Source organism: Oleiharenicola lentus, assembly GCF_051660365.1.
In the GTDB taxonomy this organism is placed as follows: domain Bacteria; phylum Verrucomicrobiota; class Verrucomicrobiia; order Opitutales; family Opitutaceae; genus Lacunisphaera; species Lacunisphaera lenta_A.
The window spans coordinates 1,066,356-1,087,629 of record NZ_JBOZXB010000002.1 but is presented as its reverse complement, the minus strand read 5'-3'; the positions used below and the strand labels follow the sequence as shown (position 1 = coordinate 1,087,629).

17 protein-coding genes are annotated in these 21,274 nt (G+C 58.6%); 8 read left to right on the top strand and 9 right to left on the bottom strand.

From position 1 onward, the window contains the following. The 5 genes from ACRRQW_RS19485 (at nt 1) to ACRRQW_RS19465 (ending at nt 6,609) form a co-directional block, all read left to right on the top strand. Nucleotides 1–1,056, top strand: coding sequence for an autotransporter outer membrane beta-barrel domain-containing protein (locus tag ACRRQW_RS19485; protein ID WP_438483295.1), 1,056 nt, complete (start codon nt 1–3; stop codon nt 1,054–1,056). Nucleotides 1,057–1,345: 289 nt separating this feature from the next. Continuing rightward, entirely contained in the window at nt 1,346–2,155 is an 810-nt protein-coding gene (locus ACRRQW_RS19480; RefSeq protein ID WP_438483294.1) for a heme-dependent oxidative N-demethylase subunit alpha family protein, read from the top strand. After that, nucleotides 2,152–2,595: a VanZ family protein gene (locus ACRRQW_RS19475; RefSeq protein WP_438483293.1), complete on the top strand. Its 444-nt coding sequence runs from the start codon at nt 2,152–2,154 to the stop codon at nt 2,593–2,595. The genes ACRRQW_RS19480 and ACRRQW_RS19475 overlap by 4 nt, the downstream gene beginning before the upstream one ends. Then, on the top strand, nt 2,592–4,625 hold the full coding sequence (gene ligA / locus ACRRQW_RS19470; RefSeq protein ID WP_438483292.1) for an NAD-dependent DNA ligase LigA: 2,034 nt from the start codon (nt 2,592–2,594) through the stop codon (nt 4,623–4,625). Before ACRRQW_RS19475 ends, ligA begins: the two co-directional genes overlap by 4 nt. After that, nucleotides 4,618–6,609: a tetratricopeptide repeat protein gene (locus tag ACRRQW_RS19465; protein WP_438483291.1), complete on the top strand. Its 1,992-nt coding sequence runs from the start codon at nt 4,618–4,620 to the stop codon at nt 6,607–6,609. Before ligA ends, ACRRQW_RS19465 begins: the two co-directional genes overlap by 8 nt. Nucleotides 6,610–6,660: 51 nt before the next feature. Here ACRRQW_RS19465 and ACRRQW_RS19460 read toward each other — a convergent pair whose 3' ends face one another. From ACRRQW_RS19460 to ACRRQW_RS19430, 7 genes are all read right to left on the bottom strand, one after another. After that, complete coding sequence (locus tag ACRRQW_RS19460; protein ID WP_438483290.1) at nt 6,661–7,218, bottom strand: hypothetical protein; 558 nt, start codon at nt 7,216–7,218, stop codon at nt 6,661–6,663. Nucleotides 7,219–7,296: 78 nt separating this feature from the next. Next, complete coding sequence (gene dnaA, locus ACRRQW_RS19455) at nt 7,297–8,670, bottom strand: chromosomal replication initiator protein DnaA (RefSeq protein ID WP_438483289.1); 1,374 nt, start codon at nt 8,668–8,670, stop codon at nt 7,297–7,299. 560 nt (nt 8,671–9,230) lie between these two features. Continuing rightward, nucleotides 9,231–11,279 (bottom strand): (E)-4-hydroxy-3-methylbut-2-enyl-diphosphate synthase, encoded by a 2,049-nt coding sequence (gene ispG / locus ACRRQW_RS19450; RefSeq protein ID WP_438483288.1) that lies wholly within the window; start codon nt 11,277–11,279, stop codon nt 9,231–9,233. Between the two features lie 31 nt (nt 11,280–11,310). Continuing rightward, entirely contained in the window at nt 11,311–12,750 is a 1,440-nt protein-coding gene (locus ACRRQW_RS19445) for a site-2 protease family protein (protein ID WP_438483287.1), read from the bottom strand. 45 nt (nt 12,751–12,795) lie between these two features. After that, entirely contained in the window at nt 12,796–13,965 is a 1,170-nt protein-coding gene (gene dxr / locus ACRRQW_RS19440) for a 1-deoxy-D-xylulose-5-phosphate reductoisomerase (RefSeq protein ID WP_438483286.1), read from the bottom strand. A 21-nt stretch (nt 13,966–13,986) separates the two neighbouring features. Then, nucleotides 13,987–14,826: a phosphatidate cytidylyltransferase gene (locus ACRRQW_RS19435; protein ID WP_438483285.1), complete on the bottom strand. Its 840-nt coding sequence runs from the start codon at nt 14,824–14,826 to the stop codon at nt 13,987–13,989. Nucleotides 14,827–14,849: 23 nt separating this feature from the next. Beyond that, a complete protein-coding gene (locus ACRRQW_RS19430; RefSeq protein ID WP_438483284.1) occupies nt 14,850–15,593 on the bottom strand; it encodes an isoprenyl transferase in 744 nt (247 codons plus the stop codon). A 69-nt stretch (nt 15,594–15,662) separates the two neighbouring features. Between ACRRQW_RS19430 and ACRRQW_RS19425 the strand changes: the two genes are divergently transcribed. Further along, nucleotides 15,663–15,956: a 4a-hydroxytetrahydrobiopterin dehydratase gene (locus ACRRQW_RS19425; RefSeq protein ID WP_438483283.1), complete on the top strand. Its 294-nt coding sequence runs from the start codon at nt 15,663–15,665 to the stop codon at nt 15,954–15,956. Between the two features lie 61 nt (nt 15,957–16,017). Here ACRRQW_RS19425 and ACRRQW_RS19420 read toward each other — a convergent pair whose 3' ends face one another. After that, entirely contained in the window at nt 16,018–16,800 is a 783-nt protein-coding gene (locus ACRRQW_RS19420) for a hypothetical protein (protein WP_438483282.1), read from the bottom strand. A 121-nt stretch (nt 16,801–16,921) separates the two neighbouring features. Here ACRRQW_RS19420 and ACRRQW_RS19415 point away from each other — a divergent pair, with 121 nt between their 5' ends. Beyond that, the gene (locus ACRRQW_RS19415; protein WP_438483281.1) at nt 16,922–18,541 is read left to right on the top strand and encodes a phospholipase D family protein; all 1,620 of its coding nucleotides are present in this window, start codon (nt 16,922–16,924) and stop codon (nt 18,539–18,541) included. Between the two features lie 8 nt (nt 18,542–18,549). On the opposite strand, the gene ACRRQW_RS19410 is transcribed toward ACRRQW_RS19415, so the two are convergent. Continuing rightward, nucleotides 18,550–20,169 (bottom strand): Na+/H+ antiporter, encoded by a 1,620-nt coding sequence (locus ACRRQW_RS19410; protein WP_438483280.1) that lies wholly within the window; start codon nt 20,167–20,169, stop codon nt 18,550–18,552. Between the two features lie 110 nt (nt 20,170–20,279). On the opposite strand from ACRRQW_RS19410, the gene ACRRQW_RS19405 reads away from it, so the two are divergent. Further along, nucleotides 20,280–21,251: an AAA family ATPase gene (locus tag ACRRQW_RS19405; RefSeq protein ID WP_438483279.1), complete on the top strand. Its 972-nt coding sequence runs from the start codon at nt 20,280–20,282 to the stop codon at nt 21,249–21,251. Nucleotides 21,252–21,274 lie beyond the last annotated feature (23 nt).

Here is a 21,274-nt window from a genome sequence, read left to right as displayed (position 1 = left end):
TTGCAGGATCTCTCGTTTCCAATCACTCCACCGTATACTACCCCAGTTATGAGCTCTCGAATCCCTTCGTCCCGCCTGTTTGCTTTCGCGCTATTGACGGTCGCGATTTCGTCGGGGCTCCCGGCCCAAGTTTCAAACTTTGATACTCTCAATGGGTATGCTTCGGGCGTCGAAACCCAGGTGGCGCTCTCGCGGCACGATCTTGTAGGTCTGGATAACTCGCTGATCGCGGCTACCGGAATTGTAGCCTCGACCGGATATCTTTCCCGCGAGATCGATCGCGGTGATGATAGCTTTTCCCGCGAAGCAGACGGTGCGACCGGCCTGATTGGCTACAACTGGAAAAAAGCTAACTGGAATTTTGGTATCGGTGTCGGCGGCGCTCGTATCAAAACGAGTTACAGCGAGGTGAATTCCCCTGCGCCCACGCCGATCCACGGCACGGTGGAAGCCTCCACCGTTCAGGGCCGTGCATGGGTGGGCGTTGAAGCGGGAAACTTCCGTATGTCGGTAGCCGGTGCGATCGACAACACGAGTAACGATGGCACGCGTGTGAACGATGCAGGCACGTCGAAGGCCAACTACGACAGCGAGGGCGGTTCGTTTGCCGTGCGGATTTCCTATGAGATCCCGATGAACGACGCGGTCTCCGCCCAACCTTTTATCGGTCTGAGCAAAGCGACTTCCGACACCGATGGGTTTACGGAGCAGGGGACGGCTCCCGATCGCCGTATCCTGCAAGCTTTCTCGGTGGATGAATCTTACGGCGTGGCAGGCGTGCGCGTCAGCGGCCGTCAGGGAAATTGGATTCCTCATGCGACCGTGGCGTGGCTCGAACATTTATCTGGAAGCGATGCCACGATTCGCAGTTCAGCCATCAACGGATCTAACCTTGGCGCGGGTCTCTCGAAATCATCATCTGCCGGCCAATTTTACTTTGGGGCAGGAATCAGCGGCACAGTCGAACGCTTCCGAGCGGGAGCTGATTTGGGTTATTTCACAAGTGACCGGGAAAACTGGTTCGTGCTGCAAGTGAACGCGCAATATTCCTTTTGAGGTTCTCCCCGAGTAGAGGAGACCCGCGGGCGTCATTTCACGTGCATGCTGTGCTGCCGGCAGAGTTCAACCGAGTCCTTCGGAAAAAAGACGTGTTGATGTCCACTCCGTAAAATGAATGCGCGTTTTGGTGTGCTGCTCATTTCGCAATTTCTGTATCGCGTTGATGGTTCGGATGACTCGTCTGCGCCTCTCTGAGTTCGAATCTCACCGGCCCGACCATTTTTTTGTGAAAGGGTGCGGCGGAAGCTTGGCAGCATGCCTGCATTTCGCACGGTTAAAGCAGGTTATGCCGCTACCACTCCCCGAGCTTTTTCCTGATGAAGATTACCGCTTCCATCTGACGTTGAGGAAGGGCGATCTTACAGAGTTTTTCAGCCGGCCGGATTTGGCGGTGCTGGCGGAACGCAAATGGTGGTTGGCCACGGAACCGCAGCACTACTTGGGATTTTTACCGGAGGCCGAACCGCTGGTTGATGAGTTGGCATCGCTGGCACCGCAATGGGTGGGCGCGGGTGTGAAACCAGGCAGCGCGCGCGAGCGGTTGCTGCAACTTGGCGAGGCTCTGGAGCCGGATTTTATGCTGATGCGTGAGGACACACCCGGGCATTTTCAACTTCAGGCGGGCGTGGTGTGTTTTCCGTCGTCGTGGGCTCCCGCCGAAAAATTTGGACTCGGCTTGGAATCAATTCACGGGGTGGTGCCGCGACTGAATGCGACTTTGGGAGCCAGCATCGGGCAGTTTCTGCAAAAACTGCGTCCGGGTCTGGCCTTTGAGCGTGCAAATTGGGGCCTCGCCGCGACGGCGGAACTCAACATGCACCCGCATCGCGAGAACCCGCGACTGGCGCTGCCGATCGATCTCCAAAAAATGTGGGTGCGCATCGAGGACCAAATTTTGGCCGCGCTGCCGGTGACACGCGGAGTGATTTTTGGAATCAAGCTCCGCGTCATTCCGGTCGAAGTGCTTTTGAGAGACGCGGTCGTGGCGAAAGGATTTGAGCGCGCATTGCGAACCATGCCCGATGATGTCGCGAGCTACAAAGGAATGTTGGCGATTCGTGAGCCGCTTTTGCGCGCAATCCAAACCTCGCGATGAGCAGACGTTGGAACGCAAGCCGCGCTTGGATGTGGCCGATGTTGCTCGCGGCCACCGTCACCTGGTGCTCCGGGCGCGCCGCGGTGGCGATTGAAAGCGGATGGTTTCAATTGGATAAGGTGGCGCACTTCGCCATCTACGGCGCGCTAGCCACCGCGGTGATTCGTAATCGCTGGCTGCGTGAACGACCTTTGGCGGGCGTGATTTGGGCGGTGCTGCTCACTTCAGGGTATGGCTTGGGCGACGAGTTTCGCCAAAGCTTCACGGCGATGCGCACGTTTGACCTCAAAGACTGGATCGCCGACACGCTCGGCGCAGTGGTGGCGGCGACGCTTTATGCGTATTGGAAACCTTACCAGCTCCTGCTCGAAATGCCGTTGCGGCGACGCAGGCCCGGAGTTGAATCGTTACCTCTCGCCAATCTCACGCCCGCCCCATGACACCGGCTGATGCCAAAAAAAAGATTTCCACGCTCCGCGAAAAAATCGCGCGGCACGACGAGTTGTATTACCGCAACGCGAAGCCGGAGATCGCGGATTTTGATTACGATGCATTGAAGCGCGAACTCGCGGACTTGGAGGCGAAGTTTCCGGAGTTCGCCACGCAGGAATCGCCGACGGAGAAAGTCGGCGACGATCGCCTAGCGAGTTTCACCCAATACCGGCATCGGGCGCGGATGCAGAGTTTGGACAATACGTATTCTGAGCAGGAATTTCGTGAGTTTCACCAGCGGCTGGTGAAACTGTTTAATCGCGAAGAACTGGCATACGTGATCGAGCCCAAAGTTGACGGCCTCGCGGTGAGCGTGACTTATGAACACGGAAAACTCGTGCGCGCAGTCACGCGCGGCAACGGCGAGGAAGGCGACGATGTCACGGAGAACGCCAAGACGATTCATTCGCTGCCCCGCGAGCTGAAGGCGTCGAAGCATGCGCCCATTCCCGATGTGATCGAGATTCGCGGTGAAATTTATCTCACCACGGAGGAATTTCAGCGCATCAATAAAGAGCGTGAAGAAGCGGGCGAAGAACTTTACGCGAATCCGCGCAATCTTGCATCGGGCACAATCAAGCAGCTCGACACGAAAGAAGTCGCGAAGCGTAAACTTGAGATCGTGCTTTACGGTGTGGGTTTTTGCGAACCGGCCGTGGCCGATAAACAAAGCGGTTACCACGCACTCGTGAAGCAATGGGGTTTGCCGACGGTGGAGCGCTATTGGTGCGCGACGGGAATTGATGCGGCGTGGGCGGCGGTGAACGAACTCGATAAATTGCGCCATTCGTTCGCTTACGCGACTGATGGCGCGGTGGTGAAGCTGGACGATTTTCGTCTGCAACGCGAAGCCGGCAGCACGTCGAAAGCACCGCGTTGGGCGATCGCGTATAAGTTTGCCGCCGAGCGCGCGGAGACGCGCATCAAGGCGATCACGGTGCAAGTGGGGCGCACGGGAGTGCTGACGCCGGTGGCCGAACTTGAGCCAGTGTTGCTTGCTGGAACCACGGTGCAGCGCGCCACGTTGCACAACAAAGACGAGATCGCGCGCAAAGACATCCGCATCGGCGACTACGTGCTCGTGGAAAAAGCCGGCGAAATCATCCCAGCTGTCATCGAGGTGAATTTGAAACGTCGGACTCCTTCGTGTGAGCCGTATCAGTTTCCAAAAAAATGTCCGGTGTGCGAGACGCCGGTCGTGCAACTAGAGGGCGAGGTCGCGATGCGTTGTCCGAATTTGAGTTGTCCGACGCAAGTGCGGCGTCGGCTCGGACACTTCGTTTCCAAAGGGGCGCTGGATATCGACGGCTTGGGCGGTGCGATGATCGACGATTTGGTGGAGAAAGGCTGGGTGAAGGAAATGCCTGATCTTTTCCGGTTGAAGCGCGATGACTTGCTGACGCTCGGCAAAAACGTCGGAAAATCCACGGACAACTTACTCGCGGCGATTGAAACGGCGAAGACCCGCGAGCTGTGGCGCGTGATTCACGGGCTCGGCATTCCGCACGTCGGCGTGGCGGCGTCGAAGGATTTGGCTGCGCACTTTCGTGATTTGGAGAAACTCGCCGACGCGAAGATGGAAGATTTTATCGCGAACAAAACCGTGGTGATCGCCGGCATCGGTGAAACGATGGCGGCGGCGATTGTCGGATTCTTTGCAGAGCCAAGAAATCGGGCCGTCGTTACCGAGTTGCTGGAAATAGGCGTGAAGCCGCAGGCACCTGCGGCGAAAGCCGCGGGCGGAAGCACGGTGTTTGCGGGCAAGACGTTCGTGCTCACGGGCACGTTGCCAACAATGACTCGCGACGAAGCTGCTGAAAAAATCGAAGCCGCCGGTGGCAAAGTGTCCGGGAGTGTGAGCAAGAAAACCAGTTATGTGCTCGCGGGGGCGGAAGCCGGTTCAAAACTTGAGAAAGCGAAGGAGTTGGGAGTCGCGGTAATCGACGAAGTCGAATTCGTGCGGATGCTGAATGCTTAACCGGCAAACATTGCTTGGCGGTGGCGCGCTCTTGATCGCGGCTTTCGTCGTTTATTGGAATTCTTTCGACGTGCCGTTTGTGTTCGACGACGGCCCATCGATTCAAGGCAACCCCACGATTCGTCAGCTCTGGCCATTGACCGTGCCGCTTTCACCGCCGGCCAACGGCGAGGGCGTAACGGGGCGTCCGCTGGTGAATTTGTCGCTGGCGATCAACTTCGCCATCGGCGGTTTCGAGGTGCGCGGGTATCACGTGATGAATGTTTTTTTGCATGCGCTCGCCGGACTGGCGCTGTGGGGAATCGCGCGCCGGACCTTGCGCTCGGACGTGATGAGTGCGCGCGTGCGCGAAAATGCCGAACTATTGGCGTGGTGCATGGCGCTGATTTGGTTGGTGCACCCATTGCTGACCGAATCGGTGACGTGCGTGATCCAGCGCACCGAGGTGCTCGGTGGGCTGTTTTTCCTGGCGACGATTTATGGTTTTATCCGCGCGACGGCATCGGGCAGCCAAGTTTGGTTCGCGCTGACGATTGCGGCCTGTGTGGCCGGCATGACGAGCAAAGAAATCGTGGCCGGCGCGCCGGTGCTGGCCCTGCTTTACGACCGCACCTTTATCAGCGGGACATTTCGCGGAGCGTGGCAGCGGCATAAAAAACTTTATCTCGCGCTGGCGGCGACCTGGTTGTGGCTTGCGTGGCTAATGCTGCACAATCAGCAGCGTGGGCGCACCGTGGGCTTCGGCTTAGGCGTTACCTCGTGGGAATATTTACTGACGCAGTGTCGTGCGCTGACGATTTATCTGAAGCTGTCGTTCTGGCCGCATCCGTTGATCGTCGACTATGGCACGCCGGTGGTGAAATCGCTCGGCGACGTTTGGTGGCGGGGCGTCATTATCGTGGGATTGCTCGGTGGCACGGCGTTCGCGTTGTGGCGTCGGCCGGTAATTGGTTTTGTGGGCGCGTGGTTTTTTGTGATTCTCGCGCCGAGTTCGAGCATCGTGCCGCTCACGACGCAGACTATCGCGGAGCATCGGATGTATTTACCGCTGATTGCGGTCGTGGCGCTGGCTGCGGTGGGCGTGGTGCACTGGCTGGGGCGACGTGGGTGCGTCGGGTTAGCGCTGATAGCGGTGGCTTCGGGGGGAGCAACGATCGCGCGTAATCATGATTACCGGGATGATCTGACGCTATGGGAAGGCACCGTCGCGGCATCGCCGCATAACTCGCGAGCGTTGGCCGGGCTCGGCACCGCGCATTTCGCACGCGGGAATTTGGCGGAAGCGATAAGGTATTATGCGGAATCACTAGAGCTTGATCCCGACTCCGCGCTCAAGCGTTACAACTTGGGCCTGGCTTACGGGGCATCGGGTCAGGTGGATGAAGCGATCGCGTGTTATCGTGCGGCGCTGCGGATCGCGCCGCAGTATGTGCCAGTGCATGCGAATTTGGGTGCGCTGTTGGTGGATCGCGGCGCTTACGAGGAGGCGATTCCGCATTTACGCGGAGCAATTCTCGCGGTGGCAACGATGCCGGATGCGCATTATTTTCTCGGGCGTGCGCTGACGGGTGTGGGTCGAACGGAGGAGGCGATGGCCGCTTACCGCGAAGCGATTCGATTGGATGCTGAGCAGATCGCGGCCCGGTTAAATCTGGGGATATTGCTCGCGCAAGCGGGGCGCATGGACGAAGCGCGGACGACGCTTGTGGAAACGGTGCGTCTGAAACCCTCGCTGGCGGAAGCGCACGCGAATCTGGGAATTGTGCTCGTTGAATTGCGACAGCCACTCGAGGCCGTAGCGAGTTATCAAGAGGCGCTAAGGTTGAGTCCAGATTATGCGCTGACCCACTACAATCTCGGCAACGCGCTAATCCAACTCCAGCGCTGGAGTGAAGCGAAGAAGCATTTTCAGGAAGCGGTGCGGCTTCGTCCTGATTTGGATGCGGCGCGGCAAATGCTGGAGCAAATGCGCGAAGTGCCGTGATCACCGCTCGTCGCTAAAGACTGATCGGCGCGCGGGCGATTTCCCCGAAGCTCAATAGCCCTGCTTCTGGAGCTGGACTTGGAGTTCTTTTTGGAACGCTTGGATGTCGGTGGGCGAGGGTTTGTAGCCCTTGGTCGCAGCGTCGAGCATTAGGCGGCCGTATTGATCAAGGCCCCAGTTGCCGGTCATGCCATCGGTGAAGGTCACGGTGCCGCTCACGACGGTGCCGGGGCGGACAATGCGGTCGAGTTCGAGCGAGACGTTCGTTGCGAGCGGGAGCGTGCCGTCTGGGGCCACGCCGGCGTCTTCGGGAAGCTCTTCGTCCGGAGGTGCGCCGCCTTCGGGTAGATTTTCGTCTGCGTGGGAATCGTCATCGGCTGCGGGCGCGGCAGCAGGTTGGGGCGCCGGAGTTTTGCTGACGTCAGACGTGTCGGCTTTAGGCGCGGGATTTTTGAGTTCGAGGCCGAGATCATCCACGAGAAAACGGACGTCCATATAAGTCATCGAAATCTTGAGCTCGTCGCGGAGCTTTTTCTGGACAGTGGAAAGGTTGTCACCGGCGGCCACCCAGGTGGCGACGGTTTCTTTTTGTTCGGGCGAAAGTTTCATGGATGAGTTGGCGGGAAACCTACCAAAGAAAAAGGGCTTGGCAACTCGCCAAGCCCTTAAAGTCAGAGTGAAAAATGCTTACTTGGAAAGTTGGGCTTTCAAGAAGTCGACGCTGCCTTTTACGGAGTCGTCCTGATCCATCATGTTCTCGACGGTCTTTACTGCGTGAATGACGGTGCCATGGTCGCGTCCGCCGAAAGCCTGGCCGATTTCCTGCAAAGAGTGACGGGTGAGTTGGCGCGAGAGATACATCGCTATCTGACGCGGAAACGCGATGGCGTTGGGCCGGCGCTTGCTCGTCATGTCGGAATGACGGATTTGGTAGTGATCGGCGACGCGCTTTTGGATGCCTTCGATGTTGAGGCGATTTTGCGCCTCCTCCATGAGCACGTCCTTGAGAAGATTTTCGGCCGTCGCGAGGTCGAGCGTTTTGCCGGTGAGGGCAGCGTAGCTAGAAATCTTGATGAGCGCACCTTCGAGACGACGGATGTTTTTCGAGATGTGCTGCGCCATGAAATCGATCACGGCGGGCGGTAGCTGAATCTTCAGCGTGGCGGCTTTGGTGCGAAGGATGGCGACGCGAGTCTCGAGGTCGGGCGACTGAACGTCGGCGGACAGGCCCCATTGGAAACGAGAAACGAGCCGGGCTTCGAGTGTGGCGATTTCCGTCACGGGACGATCGCTGGAAATGATGATCTGTTTCTGCGACTCGAAGAGGTCGTTGAACGTGTGGAAAAATTCTTCCTGGATGCGTTCCTTGCCGGCGAGGAACTGCACGTCGTCCACGAGGAGGACATCGACGTTGCGATAGCGCTGGCGGAACTTCGTGAGCGCGTTCTCTTGGATCGCGTGGATGTATTCGTTCGTGAACTTCTCCGTAGAAAGGTAGGCGATCTTGGCCTCGGGGTTGCGCTGTAAAATGCTGTGCCCGATGGCGTGCATCAGGTGGGTCTTACCGAGACCAGTCGAGCCGTGGATGAAAAGCGGATTGTAGGCCTGCGCGGGAGCTTGCGCGACCGCGAGCGCGGCGGCGTGCGCGAGTTGGTTGTTCGAACCAACGACGAAATTTTCGAAGGTGTTGCGCGGGTTGAGCGAACCGGCGGCAGCAGAGCGCTCGTCGTAGCGAACCGTGCGTTTAGCGGGAGCGATGCGGCTCTTGGGTTCGATGGCCGGCACTTGCACAGCGGTGCCGTTGCTGGCGCACTTCTTCAAATTAACCGAAACCATGCGACCGGCGGCGGCACGCAGTTTTTGGGTGATCAGATCGAGGTAGTTGTCGTGAATCCAGATCGCGGCGAAATCATTAGGCACGCCGAGCGCAATGGCGTCTTCGGAGCTATCGAGGCAGCGCATCGGTTCAAACCACATTTGATACACGTCATCCGGAAATACGGCTTTGAGGTCGGATTTGACGGTTTCCCAGAGACTGGCCTGGAGTGGTGATGGGGGCATGAGCGTGCGAGTGTGGTGACGGTTTATTCACAACCCGGCAATTGCTTTTGTTTCAGGGCCGTTTCGCTCGTCGTGGGCCGTCGCTCGCAAGGGAAAATGGTAAAGGGAGACTTTAACCCAATCGCGCGTGGGGAGGATGCGGGAAAGTAGTTAGAAGCCAGCGTCTAAGGAGAACCTTGAGGGAGGCGGTGCACGGAGTGCGGAGCGGGACTGAACAAAGAACAACCGGGAGGAGGACGGTTAAAAATGACTTTGCGAATAACGTGAATCAAAAAATGCGTTTCAAGAGCAACTTCCCGACAGTTTATTCACAAAAACCGAACGATAACTTTTCAGATTATTTGGTTGCGAAAAACGCTTCGTAACTCGGCGGTGATTTTTCCTCTGAAAACACCCGGAATATGCATTTCAGAAGCGGCGCGCTAACGGCGATATGACGTAAGATCGGGAAATTGGCACGAGGGCTGAGCGCGAAATTTTTTTAGTTCACGCATTGAAGCGTGCATTTCACGCCGGGCCTGCGCAGCAGCGCAATAACGAGCGCCACTGCGACGGTGCAACTAGGCGTTCGCTAACTGATGCGGCTCGGGGTCGGCCCATTTGCCGTGCTCGCGGATGAGTGCGATGAGGCGGGCGTCGGCTTCAACCTGCGGGATGTTGTATTGGACGCAGTTTTTGCCGACGTAGAGATTGATTTTTCCCGGTGCACCGCCGACGTAACCGAAATCGGCGTCCGCCATTTCTCCCGGGCCGTTGACGATGCAGCCCATGATGGCGATTTTCACGCCTTTGAGGTGACCGGTTTGCGCGCGGATGCGCTGCGTCGTGGTTTGCAGATCAAACAGTGTGCGACCGCAACTCGGGCAGGCCACGAATTCGGTTTTTGAAATGCGCGCTCCGGCGCCTTGCAAGACGTTGTAGCAAAGTTTAGTGGCGCGGGCGGCGTCCGTTTCGGTTTCGATGCTGACGAGATCGCCCACGCCATCGCAAAGCAGTCCACCGGTAAGGAAACTCGCTTCGATTAATTTCGACAGAAAACTATTGTCGCCGCTCACGGCGACGCCGGCGGTGTTGCGAATCCAGATTGGAGCTTTCGAGCTGGCGGCTTTGAGGTGTTCGAGTAGGCGACGATATGCGCCGGTCGCGTGCGTTGCTACGGATTGCGGACGCAGCACAGAGAGCGTGAAGAGCAGGTTCGCGTCGCCGAGTTGGCGCAGGAGATTTTCGTAAGCCGTGAAGTGTTCGGGCGCGATTTCGACGGCGAGAAAATGACCGTGCTTGCGCACGAGCGTCACGAAATCGTTGAGCCTCGCCGTTTCGTCGGCGGCGAAAGAACGCACAAGCATCAACCGGCGTTTGCTCGCGACCAGCGTGGCGTCGAGGTCGGCGGGCGTGAGCGCGGGCGAGAGTTCGAGCGCAAGGAATTCAACCGGAAGATCGAGCGTCGCGACGGAGTCGCGCAGCGCGGTGAGGTCGGCGACGCACTCGATTTTAACGAGCAGGCCTTCCGGCGGTGTGTCTTTGAGCTTCGGCGCGGAAAGTTGTTTCGCTGTTTCCGAAAGCGCGGCGATGCCCGCGGCGCGCACGATGACGCGGGGCGCTTGCTCAGGGCCAACCGTGCATTTTTCAGAAAGCTGCAAGACGCTGGTCTCGCGACGCACGAAATGAAACGGGTCGAGCGAATCACTCAGCGGAAACGCGCTGGCGTCGGGTTGGGGCGCTTGCCAGAGGCTCATCGCTTTTTGGGCAATGGCGCGCGCGACCGGGATCTCGTAAACGGAATCCTCGGTGAGCGATACGCGGATGGTGTCACCGAGGCCGTCGAGGAGCAGACTGCCGATGCCGATTGCGGATTTAATGCGGCCATCTTCGCCGTCGCCGGCTTCCGTCACGCCGAGATGCAACGGATAATGCATGTCCTCCTGCTGCATGCGTTCGACGAGCAGGCGATAAGCTTGGATCATCACCTTCGGGTTGCTCGCTTTCATCGAAAGCACGATGCCTTGATAATCGTGCGAACGCGCGATGCGGAGAAACTCCAGCGCGCTCTCCACCATGCCGAGAGGCGTGTCGCCGTAGCGGTTCATGATGCGGTCGGAAAGTGAACCGTGGTTCGTCCCGATGCGCATCGCGCGGCCGAGCTCTTTGCAACGCTTCACGAGCGGCGAAAACGATTCGTGCAAGCGCTCCAGCTCCTGTTCGTAATCGCGGTCGGTGTATTCCTTGACGGCAAATTTCTTTTTGTCGGCGTAGTTGCCTGGATTGACGCGAATTTTTTCCACGTGCTCGACGGCTTCCATCGCGGCGGACGGTAGGAAATGGATGTCAGCGACGAGAGGAATGTGCGCGAAACCGGCGGCGGAAATTTTTGCGCGAATATCCTTGAGGCAGCGCGCCGCCGGCACGTTGGGCGCGGTGATGCGGACGATTTCGCAACCGACTTCGGCGAGCGCGATGGATTGTTTTACTGTGGCGTCGATGTCTTGCGTGTCGCTCGTCGTCATCGACTGGATTCGCACGGGATTGTGCGCGCCGACGCCGACAGAACCGACCATCACTTCAACAGTGCGGCGGCGGATCGTGTGGTAGCGGGACGCGCAATAAGACATGCGTCACAAGGTGCGCAGGGCGCAAAAAGCGTCAAGGCTTGGCCGGCTCTGCTTTGCTCGACTCGGCTTTTTGAGCCGCCGCTTCGGCGCGGAAATCACTCAAGATGCGGCGCATGTCGCCGAACACCGTGACGTAGAGCATGAGCCCGAAGAGCAGCACCATGAAGACACTTTGGGTGGTCAGGACGAAATTTTGCGGGAGTGGTTTACCTCGCAGCTTCGCGATCGTGGCGAGGACGATGTGGCCGCCGTCGAGCACGGGAATCGGGAGCAGGTTGAAGAACGCCAGGCTGACGTTGATCATAACCGTGAACCAGAGCACGAACGCGACCGGATGATCCGATTGCAGGGCGTCCCAAAAACCGCGACCGATTCCGATGACGCCGCTCATGTTCTGGGCGCTGACGTCGCCTTTGGGGTGAAGTAACGTGGTCAGCGTTTGGTAAGTGTTCGTGAGCACGACTTGAATTTGCTCCAAAGGCGATTGATGAAGCTGGCGCCAGTTGGTGGTGAACTCCACGCCTTGAAGTGACTTCGAGGCGTCGGCCCCGACGGATTTGAGCGTGAGCACGAGCGGTTTTCCATCGCGCAGGATCGTGAGCTTTTGTTCCACGCCGGCTTCTTTGGACAACTGCATGCCCAGCGAAAGGAGACTCCAGATGCGTTTGCCGTCCAACTCCGCGAAGCGATCGTTCGCCTGGAGGCCGATCTTGGCGCCGGCCGAATCGGGGCGAACATTTTTGACCAGCACTTCGTAGGCGGCGTCGATGCCGACTTTGCGAAAACGTTCTTCGCCCGTGCGGACAGGTTTCACGGTGATGTCTTGAATCGAGTTATCGCGCTCGATCGTGAAGATCGCTGTCCGCTCGCCGGCTGCGTCCACGCGAGTGCTCAAGACGATGGAATTGAGAATATCCTGCCAGCTGCGCATCGTCTTACCGTCGATCGAAATGATTTTGTCACCGGGCTTGAGGCCGGCGGCGAAGGCAGGACTGGGCACGATGGTTTTATCGGGCAGTTCAATCCGCTCCGCGACGTAACCGATGCGAGTCGACGTGACGTGTTCCGATTCAGGGCGGCCGGAAATCCAGAGGATAGTCGCGAGCACCAGCGCGAAGAGAATATTGAAGACTGCGCCCGCGACGAAAACGATCACCTTGGTCGTGTAACTGACCGGCGGGAGTTTTTCCACGTCCTCGGATTCGCCTTCGATGGCGGACATATCGGCGAGTTGCGGCAACGCGACGTAGCCGCCGAGCGGAAGCCACGAGAGGCGATATTCGACGCCGTCTTTGCCGCGCCACGCAAAAATCTTCGGACCGAAGCCGATGGAGAAACGTTCAACTTTTACTCCGCGACGGCGGGCGGCGAGGAAGTGACCGAGTTCGTGGACAAAAATCGAACCGCCGAAGAAAAGGACGATGAGAAAGATCGACCAGATGCTGCTAAAAATACCGGAAAATAATTCCATGTGGGGATGGCTTGGGTAGGGAGCGAAGCCGAACGGCGAATCTGTTTAAATAAATTGAAGGGCGAGGCGCCGGGCTTCGGCGTCGGCCGCAAGGACTTCGGCCAGTGTGCCTGGTTCGAAGTTTCTCACGGCGGCCAAGGTTTTAGCGATAATGCCGGGAATGGCAAGGAAGGGCACCTGGTTTTGCAAGAAAGCCGCCACGGCGACTTCGTTCGCGGCGTTATAGGTGGCGGGAGCGACACCGCCTGCCTGCATCGATTCGCGCGCAAGGCGCAGACACGGATAACGGCCTTCGTCGGCCGGCCGAAAATCGAGGGAGAAAATTTTCTCCAGCGGCAACGCGCTGTCCGTGCCGGCGGGCGCGCGTTCGGGGTAAAGCAACGCGTGTTGAATCGGAAACGTCATCGACGGCGGGCACATCTGCGCGAGCATCGAACCGTCTTTAAATTCAACGAGACAATGCACGACGCTCTGCAGATGAATGACGGCCTGACACTGCTCGGGACGCAGGCCGAACAGCACTTGGGCTTCCATTAATTCGAGGCCTTTGTTTGCGAGCGTGGCCGAATCGACAGTAATCTTCGGGCCCATCGCCCAGTTCGGATGCTTCAGCGCGTCGGCGACGGTGACGGTGGAAAGTTTTTCCACGGGCCAATCGCGAAACGCCCCGCCCGACGCGGTGAGCACCACGCGGCGCACGTCGCTGGAGCGGTGGCCTTCGAGACATTGGAAAACGGCGTTGTGCTCGCTGTCGACGGGCAGCAAGGCGCTGCCGCTGGCGCGCGCGGCGGCCATCACAAATTTTCCTGCGAGCACGAGCACTTCCTTCGAGGCGAGGGCGATGGTCTTCTTTGCCGCGATCGCCGCGAGCGCGGGTTGCAAGCCGGCCGTGCCGACGACGGCGATCAAAACGACATCAGCCTCGGGTAACGCGGCCAGTTCGCTCAAGCCGGCGGCGCCTTCGTAGAATTGCGTGCCGACCGGAAACTCTGTGCTCTGGCGCGCATTTTTATACGCAGCGGAATCGTAAACACCGACATGCTTTACGCCGAACTGGCGCGCGATCTCGGCGAGGCGTTGGTGCTTTCCGTGCGAGGCGATGCCGACGAGTTCGAGGCGATCTCGATTCGCCGAGATGACGCGTAGCGTGTTTTCGCCGATGGAGCCAGTAGCACCGAGGAGAACGACGCGACGTTTAGAATTAAATCCGGACACAGAGTGGGATCAACGCGCCGGTTATTGCAGGAACTCGAAAATGAAAAATGCCAGCGGTGACGTCAGGATTAAACTGTCCGTCAAATCGAACGCGCCGCCGATTCCAGGAATGAGTGCGCCGGTGTCCTTGGTGTCGGCGCGACGCTTGATGGCGGACTCGATTAGATCTGAAACAATTGTCGTGATCGCGAGCGGCACGGCGATGAGCGCGGCGATGAGGGGCGTCATGGCCTCGGGCAAACGAGCCGAGGCGAAAAATGCGATGGTTGCGCCGAGTCCGGCGGAAATCAAAACGCCGCCGACAGCGCCTTCCCACGTTTTCTTCGGACTGATCGTCGGGCACATTTTATGTTTACCGAAGGCAAGACCGGTCAAAAGCGCACCGACATCGCAGAATTTTGAAACCGCGATGAGCCACAAGCACAGCGCGAGATTGTCGCCGCTATCCGCGTCGCGCATGAGGATGGCGCTGAGGAATTGCAGCATGAACGGGATAAACAACAGGCCGCCCACCGTGGAGGCGATCGTCTCGACGCGGTTACTGGTGTCGCGTTCGCCCAACACTCGGTAACACGAAATGATGAGGGCCGCGATCAGGAGCAGGGTGGGAATTCCGCCGACGTCACGTTCGCCGGTGAAGTAAGAGATGTAGTAAGGCGCGCCGACCATGAGCGCGGCGATAAATACGCCCATCCAGTGAAACGGGCGCGCGCCCATCTTCGCCGTCATGCCGTAGAATTCATGGAGCGTCAGTGCCGTGAGCAGCGTGAGCATCACGATGGCGGCGTGAGCGCCGAAGAGGTAGAGTCCGCCGAGAATTGTGCCCCAGAGCAGGAGCGTGCTGAAAATGCGTTTGGCCATGGCGAGGTGGGGTAAAGTTCGGGTTATTTCGAGACGCTTTTCAATTGTTCGGTCGTGAGGCCGTAGCGGCGTTCGCGTTTGTTATATTCATCGATGGCGGCCTGCAAATCGTCTTTGCCGAAGTCGGGCCACAGCACCGGCGTGAAAACCATTTCCGAATACGCGCATTGCATCAGCAGGAAGTTACTCATGCGTTGTTCCCCGGAAGTGCGGACGAGTAGATCGGGCTCGGGAATATCCGCGGTATAAAGGTAGCGCGCGAAATTTTCCCACGAAGCGTCGTCGAGCTTTTCAGTGCCGGCTTGCACGGCCGCGGCGTAGGCTTTGGCGGCGTCGGCGACTTCGGTGCGCGCACCGTAGTTCAACGCGAGCACAAGCGTCCACTCGGTGAACTCTTTCGTCGCTTCTTTAACGCGGTTCAGTTCGCGTTGGACGTTGGCGGGCAACTGATCCGTGCGGCCGATTGTGAGCAGGCGCACTTTGTTTTTGATCAGATTGTTCAGCTCACGCTTGAGGAAATAATCGAGCAGTCCCATCAGCCCGGAAACTTCCTCGGTCGGACGTTTCCAGTTTTCCACGGAAAATGCGTAGAGCGTGATGTAACGGATGCCGAGTTCGCGGGCGGCATCGACGACGGTGCGCACGGTTTCGACCCCGCGGCGGTGACCTTCGAGGCGCGGCAGGCCGCGTTGTTTCGCCCAGCGCCCGTTTCCATCCATGATGATGGCGATGTGCTGTGGGATTTGAGCGGAATTCTCTGAAGGCATGGGCGGTTGGCGATTTAGGGAGGCGCGCGCAAATTTGACAAGGGGGAAGGGCGGCAGTTCAGTGCGTTTATGGCCAAACCCTTATCTCGCTCTAAAATCGATGCCGCGCTGGAAACTCTGGACGGTTGGAAATTCAAACGAGATGGACTGGTGAAAGAATTCGAATTCGGCAATTTTCGCGAAGCGCTGTCGTTTATGGTGCGGGTGGGCTTCGAAGCTGAATCGTTGAACCATCATCCTGAATGGACGAATGTCTACAAGCGCGTCGCCATCCGGTTAACTACCCATGACGCCGGTGACAAAGTGACGGCCAAAGACGTCGAACTGGCGCGCAAGATCGAAGCGGTGTCGTGGGTGCAGTGAGTAGCACGGGGCTCTCGCCCGAGATGGATTGAACACAGGCGAAAGACGCCCCGGGTTACTTTCAAAATACGCGCACGAGTGACCGTGCGCCGGCATCAAGCGCCGTGATGGCACCTTCAGGACGCCCCCCTGTAATTCCGAGCATCTGACCGTTTGCGTCGAATTCGCCAATTTCATAGCCGTTATCAAGCGGCACAAAGTAGTGCCGGGCGTGAGAGTCATATCCGAGCGAAACGGGGCGGTTAATTGGCGCATCAAGTGTCACTCGATCGACTTCGCCCCCCTGCACAGAATAGCGCACGACAAGGTTTCCTGTGAGCACAAGCAAATGTCCGTCGCGTTGATCGAAGGCGAGACCGTCGATGGACGCAGTTTGGCCGACGAGTGAAAATACGCGGAGTGTTTTCCCGAAAAGATGCAATTCCACGATCGAGCGTCCGTCACGATGAACGGCGAACAAGTGACGGTCGCTCGAGCGAATCGCGAGATCAGCATGCGTGGTTGCGTGCAGTTCAATCGGCAACGGCATCTCGCGCAGGATTTTTCCCGAAGGACGTTCGATCACCCGAATGATCTGCGCGGGTGCGATGCGCGCGAAGAGATGATCGGTGTTGAAATCGTAGGCCAGGCCGACCACGTGGTCGTCGGCCCGGATGATCTTCGGGATGTCTTTGCCCGCAGTGACATCGTGGATGGCGCTGTCTGTTGTGAAAGTCGCGTAGAGATGATTCGGCCCGCTCGTCGCGCAGCCGCTCGCGAGTGCGATGGCGGCGAGCGCGGCGAGATTTCGCATTGAACCGGGCAGTGCGCGCAGTGTTAGTGACAGAGTGAACTTTGCTTTCATCGGACGGTGGCTAAGCGACGGCAGATTGTGGTGCAGTGCAACGGCGTTATTTTTCCTTTCAGCGAACATCGCGTTGGGCGCGGAGAGTTCTGCCAGGTCGGTCGCGTCGACCTACTCCTCCTTGCTCGGTGGGAACGTTGATACCATTGAAGCCGGGCAATCCAACCACCTTGCGATCATCGGGAATGGCTACGATGCGCTGCTGCTGCGCGTGCATCTGATTCGCGAGGCGAAGCGCTCGATCGTGGTGCAGACGTTTATTTGGACAAACGATGAATCCGGGCGGCTGTTGATGTATGAATTGATCGAGGCGGCGAAACGCGGGGTGAAGGTGCGAATCATCGCGGATCACATGGTCTCGGAGCAGAATCCGGAGACGGCGGCGTTTCTGGCCACCGTGCATCCGAATCTGGAGGTGAAGCATTACCGTCCGACGATGGCGCGGATGAAGGCGTCGTTTTATCACACCATTCTCGCTGGCATCCAGTCGTTCCGCGACGTGAACCAGCGGATGCACAACAAGCTGATGGTTTTCGATGACGCCGTGATGATCACCGGCGGGCGCAACATCGAAAACACTTACTACGATCACTCGAGGTCGATGAATTTTCGCGACCGCGACGTGCTGGCCATCGGGCCGGTGGCGCGAGAAGCATCGGAGTCGTTCGAACAGTTTTGGGCTTACCGGCAATCGGTGCCGAGTCGCGAACTTAAGGATGTCGTTACGCTGATCGCGAACGGGAAATATCCACACTACGCCACGCGCGCCGACTACGATTTCGGCGGCTACTTTGATGAACTGGGTCGCGAGGCGGGCGACGTTGCGCTGATTGCGAAACGCTTCGGCACCTTGCTGAGGCCCGTTGAAAAAGTGACTTTTATCAGTGACGAACCCGGCAAGTCCTCAGGTTATTTTTCGCGCTCGGCACGCATTACTCGCGAACTGCGGAAAGCGCTCGAACAGGCAAAAAACGACATCGTGATGCAGACGCCGTATCTCGTGCTCAGCAAACCGGCGCGTAAACTGATCCTCGATTTGCGTGAGAAGAAACCGAACCTGCGCATTCGAATTTCGTCCAACAGTTTCGCTTCGACGGACAACTTGCTCGCGTATTCGGCGAATTACCGGCTACGCTCGGGTTACGTTGAAGATCTGAAGTTGGAAGTGCACGAATTTCGGCCGCTGCCCGATTCGTTGCTCACGTTATTCCCACGCTATCCCGCGATGGTTATCGATGCCAAGTCCCGTCCCGTTTCAGGCAAGCCCGCGCGCGGGCCTTTTCTTTGCATGCACGCGAAGTCGCTCGTGGTGGACGATCGCGTCGCTTACATCGGTTCCTATAATTTAGATCCGCGCTCGGAATCGCTTAACACCGAAGTCGGCCTCCTCGTCGAGGACGCGGCGTTTGCTCGTGAGCTCCGTGAAGAAATCGAGCGCGACATGCGTGCGGAGAATAGCTGGGTGATTGCGCGACGCGCGGTGCCACTCGGCTTGGATTCGCTGAATAGCTTGATCGACGGCATCCTGGGACTCGGGCCCGTCGATCTCTGGCCCGTGCAAAACACGACGAGCTTCGAACTGCGCCCCGGTGGAAAGGAAGTTCCGGCGGGCGACCCAGCGTTTTATCAAAACTATCGCGAAGCCGGATCGTTTCCGGGAGCAGACGGTGCGTTGAGTCAGAAAGAGATTTTAACGAGGCTCTTCAAAGCGGTCGGCTCGCCGCTCACGCCGATTCTCTGAGGCGGGCGTTACGCTTCCTGATGCTCGGGCTGACCGTCGAGTAACGATTCTTCGTAGTCGAGCAGCTGCTGCAGCGGACGGTGCGTCTCAATCGTGATGATGTCGCGGCGCCACAAATCATCAACGGCGTGACGTTCGGCGCGCAACGCATGGAGTCGGTGCTTGCGGCTGGATTTGCGGCGTTTTTGCGCGCTGGTTTGGGTTTCGCCCTGGGCCGTGAGTTCGGCGAGACGGTGTTCGTATTCGGCGATGACGGCGCCGAGTGCGGCGGCTTCTTCGGGCGAGTCGGCGGTTTGTTCGAGGCTACGCAGGCTGCCCAAGCCTCCTTCGACGGCGGCAATCCGCGCGACGCGGTCTTCTTTTAAACGAGTATCGTCGACAGGCAGTTTGAGCCAGCAGAGCAGCGAACTGAGGGTCATGCCTTGCAACGACAACGTCACGACGATTACACCCAGCGCGAGAAAGATAACAATGTCACGACCCGGGAACGGTGATCCGTCCGCCTGCAATACGGGGATCGAAAGTGCGGCCGCGAGGGTGATGGTGCCGCGCATGCCGGCCCAGCCGATCGCCAGAACGCTACGGGAGGAAGGTGCGGTTTGCGTGGGAGTTTTTTTACGCCGCAACAAATACGGCAAGTAAGCTCCGGGAAACACAAAGACCAGACGACTGATTATCGCGGTGCCGGCAACCGCGGCGGTGAAGAGCAGGAGTTGCGTGCCGGAAAATTCTTGCAGGACGTTGGTGAGCAAGCCCGGCAATTGCAGCCCAAGTAGAATAAATGCGAGGCCGTTGAGCCAGAAGAGCACGACCGACCACACCGTCCACGAGGTCTGCCGCGCGGAGACGCTCAGTTTGATTGGGTCGCGCCAACCGGAATACAGGCCGGCCGCGACTACTGCGAGAATGCTCGATAAACCGAGTTTCTCCGCCGCGAGATAAGCGGCGTAGGGCGTGAGCAGCGACAGGCTGGTTTCAACAAACGCGTCGGAACTGCGGACATTTTTGAGCAAATCGCGGATGCGACCGACGCCATACGCGATCACGATTCCCACGGTTAAACCGCCGATGGCCAGCCAGAGAAAATCAAGCGTCGCGGCTTTCAGCGAGAACGTGCCCGCCAACATGGCCGCGAGCGCAAATTTAAACGCCACCAGGCCTGTGGCGTCGTTCATCAAACTCTCGCCATTCAAAATCGTGGTGAGTCGCGGCGGGATCTTCAGCTTGTGGGTGATTGCGGATACCGCGACGGCGTCGGTCGGGGAAACCACCGCGCCGAGCGCAAACGCCATCGCCAGCGGCAATCCCGGCACCAGCCAATGCGCGACCAGGCCCACGCTCACCGTGGTGAAAACCACCAGCCACGTCGCGAGCAGCAGAATGGAGCGCCGCTCGGCGAGAAAGTCACGCAACGGCATCAGCCAGCCATCTGAAAAAAGCAACGGCGGCACAAAGCAAAGAAAGAAGAAACCCGGATCGAGTTCCACGCGCGGAAACCCCGGCAGCAAGGCCGCGAGCGTGCCGCCCGCGGCAAACGTGATGGGTTGCGGCCACGGCAGCCAGCGCCCGACGACGCTCAGGGCGGTCAGCAGCAAAATCAGGATCAACGCGTGTTCGAAATGCTCCATGGTGCCCGGTGGTTGTTGGCGCAAACGTTGGGGATGGCCATTTCAAAACTGACGTTACACGAAATTGGAAAATCGTTTGCGCGGTCGGGGTGCGAGCCTAGCGTGAGCGCATGAGTGATTTCGCTTCTGCTGCTGATGTCGCGTTGGTGCGCGACGCTTTGGAACGCCTGAAGGCTAACATGCGCCTGACGATTCGCGGCAAGGACGACGTCATCGAACAGTCACTCGTGTGCCTGCTCGCGGGCGGGCATTTGCTCATCGAGGATTTGCCCGGCGTGGGGAAGACCACGCTCGCGTATTCGCTCGCCCGCTCGATGGACTGTGCGTTTTCGCGCATTCAGTTCACCAGCGATTTGCTGCCGACGGACGTGACGGGAGTTTCCATTTACGATGATACGGTGAAGGAATTCGTGTTCAAATCCGGCCCCGTGTTCGCGAACATCGTGTTGGCGGACGAAATCAATCGCGCCACGCCCAAGACCCAGTCGGCGCTGCTTGAAGTCATGGATCGTGCGCGCGTGACGGTGGATGGTGAGGCGCATCCGGTGGGCGCACCGTTCATGGTCGTGGCGACGCAGAATCCCGTGGATTACGAAGGCACTTTTCCGCTGCCGGAGAGCCAGATGGATCGTTTTCTGATGCGTTTGCAGATGGGCTATCCGCTGCCGGCCCATGAACTGGAAATTCTTCGCGCGCCTAAATTGGGTTACGATGCCATCGCGCTCAATCCGGTGGTGACACGCTCCGAAGTGCTGAAAATGCAGGCGCTCACGGGTCAGGTGTTTGTCGAGGACAGCGTGCTTGATTACATCCTGAAAATCATCACCGCCACGCGCACGGAATCCGAATTCAAAGCCGGGGCGAGCGTGCGCGGGGGACTTGCGTTACGCATCGCTGCGCAAGCGCGCGCGATCGTGCTGGGACGTGATTTTGTTTTGCCCGAAGACGTGCAATCCATCGCAGGAGCCGTGCTCACGCATCGCTTGTCGCTGGCGCGCCAGACGTCGGATGCGATGGAGGAACGACGCACGGTCACGGCGGCGTTGAAGCGGATCATCGCGTCGATTGCGGTGCCGGAGTGAAGCGGGTGGAACGTCGAACACGG

What these genes read in the sequence shown, in the direction of transcription:
- ACRRQW_RS19480 (WP_438483294.1), top strand. Translation starts at nt 1,346, where the DNA reads ATGCCGCTACCACTCCCCGAGCTTTTTCCTGATGAAGATTACCGCTTC.
- ACRRQW_RS19420 (WP_438483282.1), bottom strand. Translation starts at nt 16,800, where the DNA reads ATGAAAGCAAAGTTCACTCTGTCACTAACACTGCGCGCACTGCCCGGT.
- ACRRQW_RS19405 (WP_438483279.1), top strand. Translation starts at nt 20,280, where the DNA reads ATGAGTGATTTCGCTTCTGCTGCTGATGTCGCGTTGGTGCGCGACGCT.
- ligA (WP_438483292.1), top strand. Translation starts at nt 2,592, where the DNA reads ATGACACCGGCTGATGCCAAAAAAAAGATTTCCACGCTCCGCGAAAAA.
- ACRRQW_RS19465 (WP_438483291.1), top strand. Translation starts at nt 4,618, where the DNA reads ATGCTTAACCGGCAAACATTGCTTGGCGGTGGCGCGCTCTTGATCGCG.
- ispG (WP_438483288.1), bottom strand. Translation starts at nt 11,279, where the DNA reads ATGTCTTATTGCGCGTCCCGCTACCACACGATCCGCCGCCGCACTGTT.
- ACRRQW_RS19410 (WP_438483280.1), bottom strand. Translation starts at nt 20,169, where the DNA reads ATGGAGCATTTCGAACACGCGTTGATCCTGATTTTGCTGCTGACCGCC.
- ACRRQW_RS19430 (WP_438483284.1), bottom strand. Translation starts at nt 15,593, where the DNA reads ATGCCTTCAGAGAATTCCGCTCAAATCCCACAGCACATCGCCATCATC.
- ACRRQW_RS19475 (WP_438483293.1), top strand. Translation starts at nt 2,152, where the DNA reads ATGAGCAGACGTTGGAACGCAAGCCGCGCTTGGATGTGGCCGATGTTG.
- ACRRQW_RS19425 (WP_438483283.1), top strand. Translation starts at nt 15,663, where the DNA reads ATGGCCAAACCCTTATCTCGCTCTAAAATCGATGCCGCGCTGGAAACT.
- ACRRQW_RS19460 (WP_438483290.1), bottom strand. Translation starts at nt 7,218, where the DNA reads ATGAAACTTTCGCCCGAACAAAAAGAAACCGTCGCCACCTGGGTGGCC.
- ACRRQW_RS19435 (WP_438483285.1), bottom strand. Translation starts at nt 14,826, where the DNA reads ATGGCCAAACGCATTTTCAGCACGCTCCTGCTCTGGGGCACAATTCTC.
- dnaA (WP_438483289.1), bottom strand. Translation starts at nt 8,670, where the DNA reads ATGCCCCCATCACCACTCCAGGCCAGTCTCTGGGAAACCGTCAAATCC.
- ACRRQW_RS19445 (WP_438483287.1), bottom strand. Translation starts at nt 12,750, where the DNA reads ATGGAATTATTTTCCGGTATTTTTAGCAGCATCTGGTCGATCTTTCTC.